The 15755-nt window shown below is 56.5% G+C and carries 16 protein-coding genes and 1 pseudogene; 13 read left to right on the forward strand and 4 right to left on the reverse strand.

What is annotated here, in order from left to right; all coding sequences use genetic code 11:
- Positions 1 to 6 precede the first annotated feature (6 nt).
- The 6 genes from GOV87_RS10960 (at position 7) to GOV87_RS10985 (ending at position 4536) form a co-directional block, all read left to right on the forward strand.
- A complete protein-coding gene (locus GOV87_RS10960) occupies positions 7 to 669 on the forward strand; it encodes a DUF1194 domain-containing protein (protein ID WP_171211771.1) in 663 nt (220 codons plus the stop codon).
- Between the two features lie 203 nt (positions 670 to 872).
- Complete coding sequence (sdhC, locus tag GOV87_RS10965) at positions 873 to 1256, forward strand: succinate dehydrogenase, cytochrome b556 subunit (RefSeq protein WP_171211772.1); 384 nt, start codon at positions 873 to 875, stop codon at positions 1254 to 1256.
- Positions 1257 to 1266: 10 nt separating this feature from the next.
- Complete coding sequence (gene sdhD / locus GOV87_RS10970) at positions 1267 to 1638, forward strand: succinate dehydrogenase, hydrophobic membrane anchor protein (RefSeq protein ID WP_171211773.1); 372 nt, start codon at positions 1267 to 1269, stop codon at positions 1636 to 1638.
- Between the two features lie 22 nt (positions 1639 to 1660).
- Positions 1661 to 3469: a succinate dehydrogenase flavoprotein subunit gene (gene sdhA, locus GOV87_RS10975; protein ID WP_171124443.1), complete on the forward strand. Its 1809-nt coding sequence runs from the start codon at positions 1661 to 1663 to the stop codon at positions 3467 to 3469.
- A gap of 12 nt (positions 3470 to 3481) precedes the next feature.
- The gene (locus GOV87_RS10980; protein WP_170414955.1) at positions 3482 to 4261 is read left to right on the forward strand and encodes a succinate dehydrogenase iron-sulfur subunit; all 780 of its coding nucleotides are present in this window, start codon (positions 3482 to 3484) and stop codon (positions 4259 to 4261) included.
- A 137-nt stretch (positions 4262 to 4398) separates the two neighbouring features.
- A complete protein-coding gene (locus GOV87_RS10985; RefSeq protein WP_171211774.1) occupies positions 4399 to 4536 on the forward strand; it encodes a hypothetical protein in 138 nt (45 codons plus the stop codon).
- A 249-nt stretch (positions 4537 to 4785) separates the two neighbouring features.
- On the opposite strand, the gene deoD is transcribed toward GOV87_RS10985, so the two are convergent.
- The 3 genes from deoD to GOV87_RS11000 form a co-directional block, all read right to left on the reverse strand.
- Positions 4786 to 5499, reverse strand: coding sequence for a purine-nucleoside phosphorylase (gene deoD / locus GOV87_RS10990; protein ID WP_171122554.1), 714 nt, complete (start codon positions 5497 to 5499; stop codon positions 4786 to 4788).
- 16 nt (positions 5500 to 5515) lie between these two features.
- The gene (locus GOV87_RS10995; RefSeq protein WP_171122552.1) at positions 5516 to 5833 is read right to left on the reverse strand and encodes an H-NS family nucleoid-associated regulatory protein; all 318 of its coding nucleotides are present in this window, start codon (positions 5831 to 5833) and stop codon (positions 5516 to 5518) included.
- 128 nt (positions 5834 to 5961) lie between these two features.
- The gene (locus GOV87_RS11000) at positions 5962 to 7929 is read right to left on the reverse strand and encodes a protein meaA (protein ID WP_171122550.1); all 1968 of its coding nucleotides are present in this window, start codon (positions 7927 to 7929) and stop codon (positions 5962 to 5964) included.
- A 143-nt stretch (positions 7930 to 8072) separates the two neighbouring features.
- On the opposite strand from GOV87_RS11000, the gene GOV87_RS11005 reads away from it, so the two are divergent.
- The 7 genes and pseudogenes from GOV87_RS11005 to GOV87_RS11035 all read left to right on the forward strand — a co-directional run bounded on the left by GOV87_RS11005 (position 8073) and on the right by GOV87_RS11035 (position 14983).
- Positions 8073 to 9437 carry a 1-acyl-sn-glycerol-3-phosphate acyltransferase gene (locus GOV87_RS11005; protein WP_171211775.1) on the forward strand — a complete coding sequence of 455 codons (1365 nt, stop codon included), beginning with the start codon at positions 8073 to 8075 and terminating at the stop codon, positions 9435 to 9437.
- Between the two features lie 136 nt (positions 9438 to 9573).
- Positions 9574 to 10860 (forward strand): crotonyl-CoA carboxylase/reductase, encoded by a 1287-nt coding sequence (gene ccrA, locus GOV87_RS11010; protein WP_171122546.1) that lies wholly within the window; start codon positions 9574 to 9576, stop codon positions 10858 to 10860.
- 206 nt (positions 10861 to 11066) lie between these two features.
- On the forward strand, positions 11067 to 11285 hold the full coding sequence (locus tag GOV87_RS11015; protein WP_171122368.1) for a hypothetical protein: 219 nt from the start codon (positions 11067 to 11069) through the stop codon (positions 11283 to 11285).
- Complete coding sequence (locus GOV87_RS11020) at positions 11224 to 11943, forward strand: LuxR family transcriptional regulator (RefSeq protein ID WP_171122544.1); 720 nt, start codon at positions 11224 to 11226, stop codon at positions 11941 to 11943. Before GOV87_RS11015 ends, GOV87_RS11020 begins: the two co-directional genes overlap by 62 nt.
- A gap of 83 nt (positions 11944 to 12026) precedes the next feature.
- Positions 12027 to 12664, forward strand: a pseudogene (locus tag GOV87_RS11025) (acyl-homoserine-lactone synthase).
- Between the two features lie 61 nt (positions 12665 to 12725).
- A complete protein-coding gene (locus tag GOV87_RS11030) occupies positions 12726 to 14258 on the forward strand; it encodes an ATP-dependent RecD-like DNA helicase (RefSeq protein ID WP_171211776.1) in 1533 nt (510 codons plus the stop codon).
- Entirely contained in the window at positions 14255 to 14983 is a 729-nt protein-coding gene (locus GOV87_RS11035; protein ID WP_171211777.1) for an SDR family oxidoreductase, read from the forward strand. Before GOV87_RS11030 ends, GOV87_RS11035 begins: the two co-directional genes overlap by 4 nt.
- 3 nt (positions 14984 to 14986) lie before the next feature.
- Here the strand turns inward: GOV87_RS11035 and GOV87_RS11040 are convergent, their stop codons facing one another.
- Positions 14987 to 15754 carry a TIGR02186 family protein gene (locus GOV87_RS11040; RefSeq protein WP_171211778.1) on the reverse strand — a complete coding sequence of 256 codons (768 nt, stop codon included), beginning with the start codon at positions 15752 to 15754 and terminating at the stop codon, positions 14987 to 14989.
- Position 15755 lies beyond the last annotated feature (1 nt).

Below are 15755 nucleotides of genomic sequence, written 5' to 3' on the forward strand. Positions count from 1 at the left end.
GCGGTCATGCTCCTGTTTCGCTCGATTGCTGTTTGTGTCTGCCTGACTCCGCCTGCTTTGGCTTGTGATCTGGCCTTGGCTTTGGCTGTGGACGTTTCGGGGTCTGTTGATTCCACCGAGTACCGTATCCAGATGGACGGCCTTGCGGCCGGGTTGCGTGACCCCATTGTGTCCGAGGCATTGGTGCGCGGTGACGCGCGCCTAATGCTAGTGCAGTGGACTGGCGCATCGCGTCAGAAAGTGACGATACCATGGACGCGAATTGACAGTTTCGAAACGCTGGACGCCTTTGCTGGACAAGTGGCATCGGACCCGCGTGTATGGCGCAACTTCTCAACGGCGATAGGCGAAGCACTGGAAATGACCCTAACCAGTTTCAATACGGTTTCTGAATGCAAAAGGCACTTGATTGACATCTCGGGCGACGGAATTTCAAACGAAGGGATCGAACCGACGGAAATTCATGGCGTTTTGCGTAGCCGTGGTGTGACTGTGAACGCGATTGCCATCGAGGAAACCGAACCGGACCTGACCGCATATTTCTTTGAGAATGTTATTGTTGGCGAAGGCGCATTCGTCGTTTCTGCCGCCGGTTTCGAAGATTACCCCGAACGAATTCGTAAGAAACTGCTGCGCGAAGTGACACAGCAAACCGCCGGGCTGGAATAGCTTTGGGTCAGATTCGGAGGTGAAGGCGCTAACATCTGAAAGCTGTGATTTCATTTGTGATCACGTCATTATTTTGTGTGATCACAATTTCAAAATATCCACCATTTTGCGCCAAATATGAGCTTTTTTGCAGTTGCAGCGCGTGACAGACTTGCAAAAAACAGTAAAACCTTCGGAAGCAACCGAAAAGGAGCCAATCCGACATGGCCGATGTAAATCGGGGCAATCGCCCTCTTTCACCACATCTTACGATTTATCGTCCGCAGTTGACCTCAGCGACCTCTATTCTGGTACGGATCACCGGAATCGCAGCCTTGGCGATGTCATTCTTCGTTGTGTGGTGGCTGCTGGCGGCCGCAACGTCAGAGACCGCGTTCAACTTTATTGATAGCTTGATGAGAAGCTGGTTGGGCGATCTGGTCATGTTTGGCGCGACCTGGGCGATTTTTTATCACATGCTCGGGCGGTTGCGCCACGTGATCTGGGATCTGGGGTATTGCGTGGATGTCAACATCTCGGAAAAGCTGGGGATCGGCATGTTGGTGCTGGCCACCGTTCTTTCGTTCATAACAGCGATTGCGGTCTAAGGGGGACACCATGAGTTATCTGACAGACCGTAAACGTGCGCAGGGCACAGGTGCAGGCCGGCAGGGGACACATCATCACTGGCAAATGATGGCCAGTTCGACGGCACTGGTTTTCCTTGTTCCACTATTTGTGTTCACTTTCGCGAACGGGCTGGGCGGAACCTACGAAGAGGTTCTTGCCTATTACAGCCGTCCGTTCCCGGCGATCATAACTGGGCTGACGCTGGTCGTCGTTATTATTCACCTGGTCCGCGAGGCACAGGTGGCGATTGAGGACTATGTGCACGGCGTCGCAGAAAAGCTGAGCCTGATGGCAGTTGCAGCTTTTGGATACGCTTTGATTGCTGCGGGGCTTTTTGCCCTTGTGAAGCTGGCGCTTTAAGGCGCGGTAGGGATAAAAACAAATGACAGCTGCATACGAATACGAAACACACGACTATGACGTGGTTGTTGTCGGCGCCGGCGGCGCCGGTTTGCGCGCCACTCTGGGCATGGCCGAGCAAGGCCTGCGCACGGCTTGTGTCACCAAGGTTTTCCCGACCCGCTCGCACACGGTTGCGGCGCAGGGCGGTATTGCTGCGTCCCTGTCAAACATGGGACCGGACCATTGGCAGTGGCACATGTATGACACCGTCAAGGGCTCGGACTGGTTGGGTGACACCGACGCGATGGAGTATTTGGCGCGTGAGGCACCAAAGGCGGTGTACGAACTGGAACATTATGGCGTTCCATTCAGTCGCACCGAAGAGGGCAAGATTTATCAGCGCCCGTTCGGTGGTCATACTACGGAATTCGGCGAAGGCCCCGCCGTACAGCGGACCTGTGCCGCCGCCGACCGGACCGGTCACGCGATCCTGCACACGCTCTATGGTCAGTCGCTGAAGAACAATGCCGAGTTCTATATTGAATATTTCGCCATTGACCTTGTGATGTCCGATGACGGGCAATGTCAGGGCGTCGTCTGCTGGAAGCTGGACGATGGCACGATGCATGTCTTCAACGCCAAGATGGTGGTGCTGGCGACCGGCGGCTATGGTCGCGCCTATTTCAGCGCTACATCGGCCCATACCTGTACCGGTGACGGTGGCGGTATGGTGGCACGTGCGGGCCTGGCCCTGCAGGATATGGAATTCGTGCAGTTCCACCCGACTGGCATCTACGGCTCAGGCTGTTTGATCACCGAAGGCGCACGGGGTGAGGGCGGATACCTGACCAACTCGGAAGGCGAACGGTTCATGGAGCGTTATGCGCCCCAGTATAAAGACCTTGCGCCGCGCGATTATGTCAGCCGTTCGATGACGATGGAGATCCGCGAGGGGCGTGGCCATGGCGACAATGGCGACCACATTCACCTGAACCTCAGCCACCTGCCAGCCGAAGCGCTGGCCGAACGCCTGCCGGGTATCTCGGAGTCGGCCCGCGTTTTTGCGGGTGTCGATGTCACCAAAGAGCCGATCCCGGTTCTGCCGACTGTCCACTACAACATGGGCGGTATCCCCACAAACTATTGGGGCGAGGTTCTGAACCCGACTGCCGAAGATCCGACCGCAGTTGTGCCGGGTCTGATGGCCGTGGGTGAGGCCGGATGTGCCTCGGTCCACGGTGCGAACCGTCTGGGGTCTAACTCTCTGATCGACCTCGTGGTGTTTGGTCGCGCGGCTGCGATCCGGGCGGGTAAGGTTGTCGATGCCGACGCGCCGAACCCGGTGCTGAACCAAGCTTCGGTCGATAAGGCATTTGACCGGTTTGATGCTGTTCGCAACGCTAGCGGGTCTATCCCAACGGCTGACCTGCGGCTTGAGATGCAGAAAACCATGCAGGCCGACGCAGCCGTGTTCCGGACCGCCAAGACAATGGCCGAAGGCGTCGAGAAGATGACGGCGATTGCCGCCAAGATGGATGACCTTAAAGTTACCGACCGCTCGTTGGTTTGGAACAGCGATCTGATGGAAACGCTGGAACTCACCAACCTGATGCCAAGCGCGCTTGCCACTATTGTTGGGGCCGAGGCGCGCAAGGAATCCCGCGGTGCCCACGCGCATGAGGATTTCACCGAGCGTGACGACGAAAACTGGCGCGTTCACACGGTCAGCCGGGTTGAAGGAAATAAGGTCGAACTCAGCTATCGCCCCGTTATCGTCGATCCTCTGACCACCGAGGATGAAGGCGGCATCAGCCTGAAGAAAATCGCGCCCAAGGCGCGGACGTTCTAAGGAGAGGAACTTATGGTACAACTGACCCTCCCCAAGAATTCCCGGATCACCACCGGTAAGACATGGCCAAAGCCCGAAGGCGCAACCAATGTGCGCAAGTTCCAGATTTATCGCTGGAACCCGGATGACGGGCAGAACCCGCGTGTCGATACGTATTTCGTTGATATGGATAGCTGCGGCCCGATGGTTCTGGACGCGCTGATCAAGATCAAGAACGAGATTGATCCCACGCTGACCTTCCGCCGGTCCTGCCGCGAAGGGATTTGCGGGTCGTGCGCGATGAATATCGACGGGATCAACACGCTGGCCTGTATCTATGGCATGGATGAGATCAAGGGCGACGTGAAAATCTATCCGCTGCCGCACATGCCGGTGGTTAAGGACCTGATTCCTGACCTGACCCATTTCTATGCGCAACACGCATCCATCATGCCGTGGCTGGAAACCAAGACCAACCGGCCTGCGAAAGAATGGAAGCAGTCCATCGAAGACCGCAAAAAGCTGGACGGACTGTATGAATGCGTGATGTGCGCAAGCTGCTCGACCTCATGCCCCAGCTACTGGTGGAACGGCGACCGTTACCTTGGCCCCGCAGCATTGCTGCATGCCTATCGCTGGATCATCGACAGCCGTGATGAGGCGACCGGTGAGCGTTTGGATGAGCTGGAAGATCCGTTCAAGCTGTACCGCTGCCACACGATCATGAACTGCGCCAAGACCTGCCCTAAAGGTCTGAACCCGGCCAAGGCGATTGCCGAGATCAAGAAGATGATGGTCGAACGCGCAGTTTAAGGTGCGCGTAAAATCAGTGCTTGCCGCATTGCGGCAAGCGCATGGCTAGGTTGCAAAACAATGCGATGCAGCCTTCCCTGCTCGGCACTATCTTGTGCGCAGGGAGGAGTGATTCAACTGTAAAAGGGATCGCTCCGATGCAGGATCAAAACCTAAAAACCAAAGCAGACGAAGCGCTTGAGGCGCTGGAACAGGCTTGGGCCTATTACACGCCGGAACCTGTCATGTCTGACGCCCACGAACCAGACCTGTTCGAATACGCGAACGCCGCTTGAACGCATTAAAGGAATGGGTAATGCATAAGCATGCCCATTCTATTGCTTTTGCTGGCCGCTGGCGTTTTTGCGTATTTCATCTGGCGGTCACGAACATCATCTTTGACACGCGACTGCCGATGGCGTCAGCACCGCAAGGAAGGTGTCTGGGTCTGCGCCTATTGCGGGGCGCAACAGGTTGGGGCTGATAGCCCTAAAACCTGCCTAAGGAAGTAATCTCAAAAGGATACCCTGATCGTCCCGTCCTGTTTAGGCGGCGTTTGGGAACGCCGCACGCAGAGCGATTTCAACCATGTCGCCAAAGCTGCTTTCCCGTTCGGATGCGGGCAGAGCCTCACCGGTTAGCAGGTGATCGGATACGGTCAGAACGGCCAGAGCCCGGCACTTGTGCCGTGCGGCCAGAATGTAAAGCTCGGCTGCTTCCATTTCGACGCCAAGAATTCCGTGACGGACCATCTGTTCGTTCAGGTCGGGCCGTTCATCATAGAACACGTCCGAGGAGTAGATTCCCCCGATGTGGGTCGGCGTACCGCTGGCCTCGGCCGCTTGAGCTGCTGCTTGCAGCAGACCCCAATCCGCGCAGGGCGCAAAGTTGAGCTCCTTCATGATGCCACGCGACGGGGTGCTTAGTGTTGTCGAAGTCATTGCCAGAATGACATCGCGGACATTGACACTATCTTGCATTCCCCCACACGATCCGATCCGGATCAGTGTTTTTGCGCCAAAGTCGCGAATTAATTCGTTCGCGTAGATCGACAATGACGGCATTCCCATTCCGCTGCCTTGAATGGAAACGGGGTTTCCTTTCCAGGTTCCGGTAAATCCCAGCATGCCGCGCACATTATTGACTTGTTTCGCGTCATCCAAAAATGTTTCCGCCGCCCATTTTGCCCGATAGGGATCACCCGGCAATAAAACAGTTTCTGCGATTTCGCCTTTTTCAGCGCCAATATGAATCGTCATTTGTTTTTTATTCCAATCAGATTTCCAGATCCGAGATACTTGCACCAGACTTAAGCGCGTCGTGTATCCATTGCGGCTTGCGTCCCCGACCAGACCAGGTTTGTGAGGGGTCTGCGGGGTTGCGGTACTTGGCCTTGGCCTTAAACCCTTTTCCCGACCCAGCGCCGTCTGCAGCCAATTCAGACAAAGAGAACCCGTATTGAGCAGCGGCCTGTTCAGCGGCTTTCAATGCTTCTTGCCGTTCCCGTATTTCCGCCTTTTTAAGCGCCTTTTCGATTTTATCACGCAGTTTAATTAGCTCCTTGCGCGACATAACCTCGAGATCAATTGTCATTATTATTCTCCATGCCATGCCCGAATGGGCAGCCTCCCTTAAGGCTCACTTTAAGTGCAGGCATGGGTTTTACCTATCCCCTTTACCAAAGGGAATAGGCATACCGATAAAAGAAACGAGAGGGTCGGCTATTCTGCGGCCAAATTCTGCGGATCAGCCAGAGTGATAATGTCGCCCATTATCGTATTCAGCTCGAAATTCTTTGGCGTGTAGATTTTCGCGACGCCCATAGTTTTCAGTTTTGCTGCATCTTCATCAGGAATGATCCCGCCGACGACCACAGGGATATCCGTCAGACCAGCCTCTTGCAGTCGGGTCATGACGTCCTGAACTAACGGGATGTGGCTGCCAGACAAGATCGACAATCCAATGACGTGTGCCTTGTCTTCTGATGCAGCAGCCACGATTTCCTCGGGTGTCAGGCGAATACCTTCATAGCTGATATCCATGCCGCAATCGCGTGCCCGGAAGGCGATTTGTTCGGCCCCGTTGGAATGGCCGTCCAGCCCGGGTTTACCAACTAGGAACTTCAGGCGGCGCCCCAATTGATCACTAACCGCGTCAACGGCGGCACGCAGGTCGTCCAGCCCCTCGGTCTTGTTGGACACAGACCCTGAAACCCCTGTCGGGCCGCGATAGGTGCCGTAGACCTTGCGCATTTCTTCCGCCCACTCACCTGTGGTTACACCTGCTTTTGCTGCGGCAATCGACGGCTCCATGACGTTGGCGCCCGTCTGTGCCGCGTTGCGGAGTGCAGCCAGTGCCGCGGTTACTGCCGCCTCGTCACGTTGAGTGCGCCATTCGTTCAGGCGGTCGATCTGCTCCTGTTCGACCGCCGGATCGACAACCATGATGCCGCCATCCTCGGTCTGAAGGGGCGAAGCTTCGCCGTCAGTCCATTTGTTCACACCGACCACAACGGTTTCGTTCCGCTCAATCCGGTTCAGGCGTTCGGCGTTCGAATCGACGAGGCGGGACTTCATGTATTCGATCGACGCGACCGCGCCGCCCATCGAATCCAGGTTGGCCAGTTCGGCGCGCGCCCCTTCTTTCAACTCTTCGACCTTGGCATCCACGGCGGGATTGCCTTCGAACAGGTCGTCATATTCCAGCAGGTCGGTTTCATAGGCCAGAATCTGCTGCATCCGCATGGACCATTGCTGATCCCACGGGCGGGGCAGGCCCAATGCCTCGTTCCACGCAGGCAATTGCACCGCACGGGCACGGGCTTTCTTGGACAGGGTCACAGCCAGCATCTCGATCAGAATACGATAGACGTTGTTTTCAGGCTGCTGCTCCGTCAGACCCAAAGAGTTCACCTGCACGCCATACCGGAAGCGGCGGAACTTTGGATTTTCGACGCCGTAGCGGTCCTGCAGAATCTCATCCCACAGGTCGACAAAGGCGCGCATCTTACACATCTCGGTCACAAACCGGATGCCTGCGTTCACGAAGAACGAAATCCGACCACAGAGCGCCGGGAAATCCTCGGCCGGTACGCGCGGGCGCAATTCGTCCAGAACGGCGATAGCGGTTGCCAACGCATAGGCCAGCTCTTGTTCAGGTGTCGCGCCCGCTTCTTGCAGGTGATAGGAACACACATTCATCGGGTTCCATTTTGGCACATTAGAATAGCAATACTCGGCCACATCCGCGATCATCTTGAGCGAGGGCTTGGGCGGGCATACATAAGTGCCGCGACTCAGGTATTCCTTGATCAGGTCGTTCTGAACGGTCCCTTGCAGTTTCGAGACATCCGCGCCCTGTTCTTCGGCGACTGCAATATACAGCGCCAGCAACCAAGGAGCGGTCGCGTTGATGGTCATCGAGGTGTTCATCTGTTCCAGCGGAATCTGGTCGAACAGAACCCGCATGTCGCCCAGATGGCTGATCGGCACACCCACCTTGCCAACCTCGCCGCGTGCCAGGGTATGGTCGCTGTCGTAACCGGTTTGCGTCGGCAGATCGAAGGCCACAGAAAGCCCGGTCTGACCCTTGGCAAGGTTCCCACGATACAGTGCGTTTGATGCCTTGGCGGTGGAATGACCGGCATAGGTTCGGATGAGCCAGGGGCGATCTTTCTGCGTCTGCGTCATAACGTGCCTCGTATCTCAGGTGGGTAAGAAAATTACGTCCATGGGTTCTAAAGCGCAATTTTCGGGATATGTCAATTCGCTGCGACGCGGCATTCTGGCTTGTTCTGATTGTAGGACGCAACGTTTGCTGGCAGGGTGCGCGCATGACTCAGACCGTTGAGCTTCCGCTTTGGCTTTTTTTGCTGATCCTGGTGTTTGCCGCGGTCACGTTGGCATCGCATTTCCTGTTCCCATCCGTGAGGTGGTTCTTTCGACGTCGACTGGAGCGCGCGGTCAAACGCCTGAACGAACGGCTTCAACGACCGATCCAACCGTTCAAGCTGGCTGAACGTCATGACATGATTCAGCGCCTGATCTACGATCCTCAGGTGGGGCAGGCGGTGCAGGATCATTCACGCGAAACAGGTGTCCCCGAGGCGGTCGCGTTCGAGCAGGCGCGAAAATATGCGCGTGAGATCGTGCCATCCTTTTCCGCAGTTGCCTATTTCAGCTTTGCAATCAGATTGGCGCGGATGCTGAGCAACGCATTCTATGATGTGCGCCTTAGCTATCAGGACGAAGAGGCCATCAAGAACATTGATCCAGACGCGACCGTTGTGTTCGTGATGAATCACCGAAGCAATATGGACTATGTTCTGGTGACCTACCTGGCGGCTCAGCACTCTGCACTGTCATATGCCGTCGGTGAGTGGGCGCGGGTCTGGCCTCTTAGCCGGTTGATTCGGGCGATGGGGGCTTACTTTATTCGGCGCAGATCGGGCAGTGAACTCTATCGTCAGGTGCTGGCCTGCTACGTGCGACATGCAACCGAAGCGGGGGTGACACAGGCCATGTTCCCAGAGGGGGGGCTAAGCCTGACCGGAGCATTGGGGCGTCCGAAGCTGGGGCTTTTGAAATATATTCTGGATGGCACCAGTCCAGAAGGGCAAGACGTCGTCTTTGTTCCAGTGGCCCTGAATTATGACCGGGTGTTGGAGGATACGATCCTGACCAAGGCAGCCCTTGGAAGGGACCGGCGCTTTCGCGCCCGGATCGGGGTGATCACCGGTTGGATCATGAAACAGATTGGGCGAAAGCTGATCGGGCGATACACGCGATTTGGCTTGGCCTCGGTCCGGTATGGTCAGCCAATTTCTTTGCAGGACTTCCGATCAGATCACGACCGGGATGTCATGACAGACCTTGCCCGCGCCCTGATGGGCCAAATCCGCGACGCGATTCCTTTGGTTCCCTTGCCTGCCATCTGCAAACTGATTCAAGAACGCGGGGAATTGCTGGAAGATGACGTGCGTATCTTCGTGTCTGAACTCATGCGACGTGACGGAACTTTGGTAGGCCCCGAGGACACAGCAATCACGCAGGCTTTGGATCAACTCGTGCAGCGGCGGATTCTGAAACAGGTGGACGGGAAAATATCTCAATCCGGCCAAAGGGTTGACCTGTTGAGCTATTACGCGGCGTCCGCGCCCATAGATGTCGAAGGCATGAATGCTGCGGCAGCAAAGTAAATTTCTGCATCTGCTGGGTCATAAAATTACAAAATAGGCGCAAATTATATTGCAATGTTGCTCAATGCCCAATATCTCATCTGTTGATGCTGCGATTCTGCATCGCGGCGAAGGGTTGAAATAATAGGAGGCCAACATGGCTCTGGACACCGAAAGCGGTATCGCGTCCTACGACGCGCCGGAAAAAGACCTCTATGAGATGGGCGAAATCCCTCCGATGGGATTTGTTCCAAAGAAAATGTATGCATGGGCGATCCGCAAAGAACGCCATGGTGAGCCGGACACGGCAATGCAACTTGAAGTGGTCGATGTTCCCAAGCTGGACAGCCACGAGGTGCTGGTTCTGGTTATGGCCGCCGGTGTGAACTATAACGGCGTCTGGGCGTCGCTGGGTAAGCCGATCAGCCCGTTTGACGGCCACGGCCAGCCTTTCCATATCGCAGGTTCCGATGCATCGGGCATCGTGTGGGCCGTCGGTGACAAGGTTAAGCGCTGGAAAGTGGGCGACGAGGTCGTGATCCACTGCAACCAGGATGATGGTGACGACGAAGCGTGTAACGGTGGTGATCCGATGTATTCGGACAGCCAGCGGATTTGGGGCTATGAGACGCCCGACGGATCGTTTGCTCAGTTCACCAACGTGCAGGCACAGCAGTTGATGCCGCGTCCCAAGCACCTGACCTGGGAAGAAAGCGCCTGTTACACGCTGACGCTGGCAACTGCTTACCGGATGCTGTTCGGGCATGAGCCGCATGACCTGAAGCCCGGCCAGAACGTACTGGTCTGGGGTGCCTCGGGTGGTCTGGGGTCCTATGCTATCCAGTTGATCAACACCGCTGGTGCAAACGCGATCGGTGTGATCTCGGACGAAAGCAAGCGCGACTTTGTGATGGGCCTTGGTGCCAAGGGCGTTCTGAACCGCAAAGACTTCAACTGTTGGGGTCAACTGCCCACGGTGAACACACCGGAATATGCCGAGTGGTTCAAAGAAGCCCGCAAATTCGGCAAGGCGATCTGGGACATCACCGGCAAGGGTGTGAACGTCGACATGGTCTTCGAACACCCCGGTGAAAGCACATTCCCGGTGTCGACCTTCGTGGTGAAAAAGGGCGGCATGGTTGTGATCTGCGCGGGGACCACCGGCTATAACCTAACCTTCGATGTGCGTTACATGTGGATGCACCAGAAGCGTCTGCAAGGTTCGCACTTTGCTCACCTGAAACAGGCGTCAGCCGCAAACCAATTGATGGTCGAGCGTCGTCTGGATCCGTGCATGTCCGAAGTGTTCTCGTGGAATGAACTGCCCGAAGCGCACATGAAGATGATGCGGAACGAGCACAAGCCAGGCAACATGTCGGTTCTGGTTCAGGCACCGCGGACAGGAATGCGTACACTGGAAGAGGTTCTGGACGCACGCAGCTAAACCGGCTGAATCCTAAACAGTTTCGCCCGCGAATCGTTGTTTCGGTTCGCGGGCGTTTTCTATTTCATCCATATCTTTTTGTTTCAATAAGTTACCAAAACGCTGCCCCCTATTTTGGGGGAGTAGAAACCGGTGAATAGGGCAAAAAACATCCCATATGCTATAGTTGTGTTAACCCTTCGTTAACCCTTTCGGAGCGACCCTAGATGGCGAGAAATGAGTGGATACTGGACGTTCTGTCGGACCTCAACGCCTTTGCGGTTGAGAACGGTCTGACCGCGCTTGCCGAACAGTTGGATGACACCAAACTGATCGCCGCAGCCGAGATTGCGTCCGCAAGCAACGAGGCACGGGCACCCGCGGATGGGAATACAACTCGATTTGAGTCAAGTTCTGGAGGACTTGGAAAACACCAGCACGCTTGACGAACTTGGCGATGTCGCCGTTCGGCTTCGCGACAGGCTGCAGATCGAACATATCATTTACCATTGGGTTGACGGGGCCGGTGATCAATACGGCTATACTACGTATCCTGATCGGTGGGCCGAAAGATACCGAGAGAAAAACTACCACCGAATTGACCCTGTGATTTTGGGGTGTTTCCAAAGATTCCATCCTGTTGACTGGAAGACATTGGATTGGTCGAGAAAGGTCGCAAAAAACTTCTATAAAGATGCACTGGAACATGGGGTAGGTAATCAGGGCTATTCAATCCCGATCCGTGGCCCGAACGGGCAATTCGCCCTGTTTACGGTAAATCACTCTTGTGACGATGACACCTGGAAAAGCTTCATGGAAACCCATGGGCGCGAATTGATCCTGATTGCTCATTTTTTCAATCGCAAGGCGCTGGAGTTTGAAAGTGACAGGCAGCCGGACGCGACCCGCGGGCTGTCTCCAAGAGAAGTGGATGCCATGACATTGCTGGCGCTGGGCTATAACCGGGCGCAGGTGGCCCATTCCCTGTCAATCTCAGAGCATACGCTACGTGTTTACATCGAAAGCGCCCGTGCCAAGCTTGGGGCGCAGAACACCACCCACGCCATCGCCACCGCACTCAGCCGAGGATTAATAGTGGTTTAACGGTCGGGCGCTCCTCGAACGGGAAATTAACTACGACTTTGTACCCCCTTCGTTCCTGCACAGGACGACAAGGGGAAAAAGTCATGTTGCGCTATTTGTTCGCAGATGAAATGCACAAGTTTCCGAAGCTGGCCGACGGAATGTTCCGCGATCGCGCGGATCAGTTCAAAACCCGGCTGGGCTGGGATGTCTACGTCAATGAAAACGGAGAGGAGCGGGATCAATACGATGATCTAAACCCGCTCTATGTGATCTGGGAGGAGGAGGACGGCAGCCATGGCGGGTCCATGCGGGTTCTGCCGACAACGGGCCGCGTCATGGTGAATGAGGTTTTCGGACATCTGACAGGGGGTGAGCTGATCAACAGCCCCGTGATCTGGGAGGTGACTCGCTTTTGCCTGTCCCGCACGGCTAGCCCTCATACAGCTGGGGCAATCATGTTGAGTGGGGGTGAAATCATGGAAGGGTTCGGCCTGACTCACATCGCGGGTGTTTTTGATGCGCGGATGATTCGGATCTATCGCCTTATCTGGTCATCGCCGAACGTTTTAGGCTCCGAAGGTAAAGGCCGTGACCAGATTTCCGTGGGCTTTGGCCCTATTCGGCTGAAGACTGCTATCGGGTTGCAGAGCGCGCGGGTATCCCGCGGGAATTGTCCCGGCTGTGGTTCAAGACCGCGTTCGGGACCGGGCGGCAACACCGATTTTCCTTGTCAGCCTGAAGCACGCGAAAACGTAATTCCGTATCTGGTGATAGCTGGCGTGGCCCTGTAGGGTCGCGCCATGTCTTTGCCCCCCGTGACCTTCTCTGATGATCAGGCCGCCGCCTATGACAGCATTGCCGAGATGCTCAAATCCGCCGGAGTTGATCTGGATGACGACGCCCTGCTGAAGCTTCCGGGCAACGGGAAATCCGGTGTCATGGCGGTTATCGGTAAGGCGGGATCCGGGAAGACCCTTTTGCTGGCCGAGCTTTACAAGGCCCTTGCAGAAACGGGCGTTCAGGTTGTCTCGGGCGATTTCGAAAGCCGCAAGGCCCGCGAAAAGCGCAGCTTGGCCATCCTTGCGCCGACCAACAAGGCAGCAAGTGTGTTGCGCCTGCGCGGGGTGCCCGCGACAACGATCCATCGTATCCTTTATACGCCAGTATATGACCCGGAATACGAACGCATCGCCGAATGGCTGGCGGGCAACGATGAGCGGCCCGAGATCGAAGGGCTGACGGACGAAGCGCTGGACCGCGCGGCTGCGTTCTACCAGAACAACAAATCCATCCCCGGCGCTTTGGCAGCCGCGGGGTTGCGCGGGTCCGATTTCATAACGGGTTGGAAACGTCGGGATGAACCTCTTGATATCGGGTTCGTGGACGAGGCCTCGATGCTGGATGATCGCCAGTTCGAGGATTTGCAAGAGATTTTCCCAACGCTGTTGCTTTTTGGCGATCCCGCCCAGTTGGCCCCGGTCAATCAATCCGGCAGCATGGTGTTTGACGCATTGCCCGAGCCACGTAAGCAGATTTTGCACCGGGTACACAGACAGACTGCGGATAACCCTATTCTGGACCTCGCTCATGCGCTGGCAGACCCGCAGATGGGTTTCGAAGATTTCGAACGGCTGGTCGAACAGACCGCCCAAAAGGATGAGCGTGTTGTCTGGGGACAAAGAGTCGAAGTTGATCTAATGGCTCGCAGCCCCGTTCTGGTCTGGCGCAATGCGACGCGTATCCGTCTGATTCAGGCGTTCCGGCACGTCCACGGCGCCCCCGACACCGAGTTGTTGGAGGGTGAGCCGTTGATTTGCGATGGGATTGAGCTGCCCTTGAAACATCGCAAAAAGCGTCTGGACCTTGAGGCGCGCGGGCTGATCAAGGGTGCTCAGGTCATCTATCTGGGGCCGGGACGTAAACCGGGGTTTTCCCGGTTGCACGTCATGGGGGCCGAAGACCCGCAGGTCAGCGCTGCGTCGATTGTGAAAATTGAGATGCCGGATGAGGAAGAGCCCTTAATCCCCTATGCCGCGCGAATGGGCGCAACCTTTCTGCATGGGGCCGCCGTGACGATCCACAAGGCGCAGGGGTCGCAGTGGGACACGGTTCAGGTCTTTGCCCCGGACATTTATGCAGCCGCCCGGATGGGCCGGACAGAGGCCGGGCAGCCGTTGTGGAAGCGGTTGGCCTATGTGGCCATCACCCGCGCGCAAGAGAGGTTGATCTGGGTGGTGCGCAACCGCTTGGCCAAACCCACCCACCCGCTGCTGGTGGATGATCTGCGTGCGCATCCGGCGGCCTCGCTGACGTTGGAGGCAGAAGAAACATGAAGACGATCATAGTCACTGGGGCCAGCGCGGGCATTGGGCGCGCGACGGCCGAGCTTTTTCTGGATGAGGGATGGACCGTTGGGCTTTTGGCGCGCAGCGCGGACACTTTGGCGGCGATGTCCAGTGGCCGATCTAACGCTGTTCCCTTGCCGGCGGATGTGACAGAGCCCGAGGCGGTCTCGGGCGCGTTCAACAGCTTTCTGGACAAGGCCGGACGATTGGATGTGCTGTTCAACAACGCGGGAATTTTTGCACCCAGCGGCACGATTGACGAAATCGCGTTGGAGGATTGGTACCAAAGCGTCAACGTCAACCTGAATGGGATGTTCCTATCTGCGCGCGAGGCGTTTCGGATCATGCGGCACCAATCCCCGCAGGGTGGGCGGATCATCAATAACGGTTCGATTGCAGCGCATGTGCCGCGCCCGAACTCGGTCCACTATTCAGCGACGAAACATGCAATCACCGGTTTGACCCGTAGTCTGTCCTTGGATGGGCGCGACTTCGGGATTGCCTGCGGCCAGATTGATATCGGCAACGCGCGGACGCAGATGGTTCAGGGATTGGTCGACAATGCGATTGCGGCGGGTGAGCAGCCCGATCCAACCATGGCGGTTGAGGATGCGGCCCAGTCCGTGCTTCACATGGCGTCCTTGCCGGCTGAGGCCAATGTCCAGTTCATGACCGTGATGGCGACAACCATGCCCTATATCGGTCGCGGGTAGCCTTTAGTTCTCGCGCAGTAAACGGAAAGCGGTGGACGCGCCCCAGCCCGCAGCAATGGCTATTACCAGAGACATCAGCCCGTACCAAACCGGTTGCTGACGGGACATGTTGTAAAGGAACCGCTCCAGACCGACTTTGCGAACGTCGATCGTGGTTTCGAACTGCGAAATCACGCGGCCGTTCCTGGTGAGAAAAATGCGCGCGGTATAGTCGCCTTCGGTCAAGTCGGCGGGCATGGCGATCGAGGTTCGAAACAGGGTTTGTTCGTCCACGGCCACTGTATCTTCACGGATCGAGTAAAGCCCTTCATCTTCGCGAATGCGGACGACGGCATCGGCAAAGTCCTGTGCGCTTCGGATATGCATCGCTGCACCAACGGAACGGATGGCGCGTTCAATTGAAATTCTGTACCGCAGATCCTCGGTATCCGACAGAATGTCATTCAGCGGTGAACTGGTCGCAACGGCATAAAAGCTGGGCGCAAGGTCCACCAGGACGCTGTCGGTATTTACCCAAATCCCCAGCTTGCGTTCCTTGCGTCTAACCATGACAGGGCTCGAGGGGCCAGCAACGGCCACAATGACCTCCAGCGGTGGGCCCGAGGGGATGGGAGTTTCACGCTTGACCGCGCCAAAGATCAGGATTTCAGAACCATCGAATGTGGCAGTGATGGCCACGCGGTCATGACTAAGGCCAAGCACGACCTGCTCATCCTCGGCAAGGGCAGGGGTGACGCATAACGCAAAAAGCAGGATCAGGCGTTTCAGCATG

The organism is Ruegeria sp. HKCCA5426 (genome assembly GCF_013034585.1).
Taxonomy (GTDB): Bacteria; Pseudomonadota; Alphaproteobacteria; order Rhodobacterales; family Rhodobacteraceae; genus Ruegeria.

Coding starts and splice junctions, on each gene's coding strand:
- GOV87_RS10960 (WP_171211771.1), top strand. CDS start 7: ATGCTCCTGTTTCGCTCGATTGCTGTTTGTGTCTGCCTGACTCCGCCT.
- sdhC (WP_171211772.1), top strand. CDS start 873: ATGGCCGATGTAAATCGGGGCAATCGCCCTCTTTCACCACATCTTACG.
- sdhD (WP_171211773.1), top strand. CDS start 1,267: ATGAGTTATCTGACAGACCGTAAACGTGCGCAGGGCACAGGTGCAGGC.
- sdhA (WP_171124443.1), top strand. CDS start 1,661: ATGACAGCTGCATACGAATACGAAACACACGACTATGACGTGGTTGTT.
- GOV87_RS10980 (WP_170414955.1), top strand. CDS start 3,482: ATGGTACAACTGACCCTCCCCAAGAATTCCCGGATCACCACCGGTAAG.
- GOV87_RS10985 (WP_171211774.1), top strand. CDS start 4,399: ATGCAGGATCAAAACCTAAAAACCAAAGCAGACGAAGCGCTTGAGGCG.
- deoD (WP_171122554.1), bottom strand. CDS start 5,499: ATGACGATTCATATTGGCGCTGAAAAAGGCGAAATCGCAGAAACTGTT.
- GOV87_RS10995 (WP_171122552.1), bottom strand. CDS start 5,833: ATGACAATTGATCTCGAGGTTATGTCGCGCAAGGAGCTAATTAAACTG.
- GOV87_RS11000 (WP_171122550.1), bottom strand. CDS start 7,929: ATGACGCAGACGCAGAAAGATCGCCCCTGGCTCATCCGAACCTATGCC.
- GOV87_RS11005 (WP_171211775.1), top strand. CDS start 8,073: ATGACTCAGACCGTTGAGCTTCCGCTTTGGCTTTTTTTGCTGATCCTG.
- ccrA (WP_171122546.1), top strand. CDS start 9,574: ATGGCTCTGGACACCGAAAGCGGTATCGCGTCCTACGACGCGCCGGAA.
- GOV87_RS11015 (WP_171122368.1), top strand. CDS start 11,067: ATGGCGAGAAATGAGTGGATACTGGACGTTCTGTCGGACCTCAACGCC.
- GOV87_RS11020 (WP_171122544.1), top strand. CDS start 11,224: ATGGGAATACAACTCGATTTGAGTCAAGTTCTGGAGGACTTGGAAAAC.
- GOV87_RS11030 (WP_171211776.1), top strand. CDS start 12,726: ATGTCTTTGCCCCCCGTGACCTTCTCTGATGATCAGGCCGCCGCCTAT.
- GOV87_RS11035 (WP_171211777.1), top strand. CDS start 14,255: ATGAAGACGATCATAGTCACTGGGGCCAGCGCGGGCATTGGGCGCGCG.
- GOV87_RS11040 (WP_171211778.1), bottom strand. CDS start 15,754: ATGCTGAAACGCCTGATCCTGCTTTTTGCGTTATGCGTCACCCCTGCC.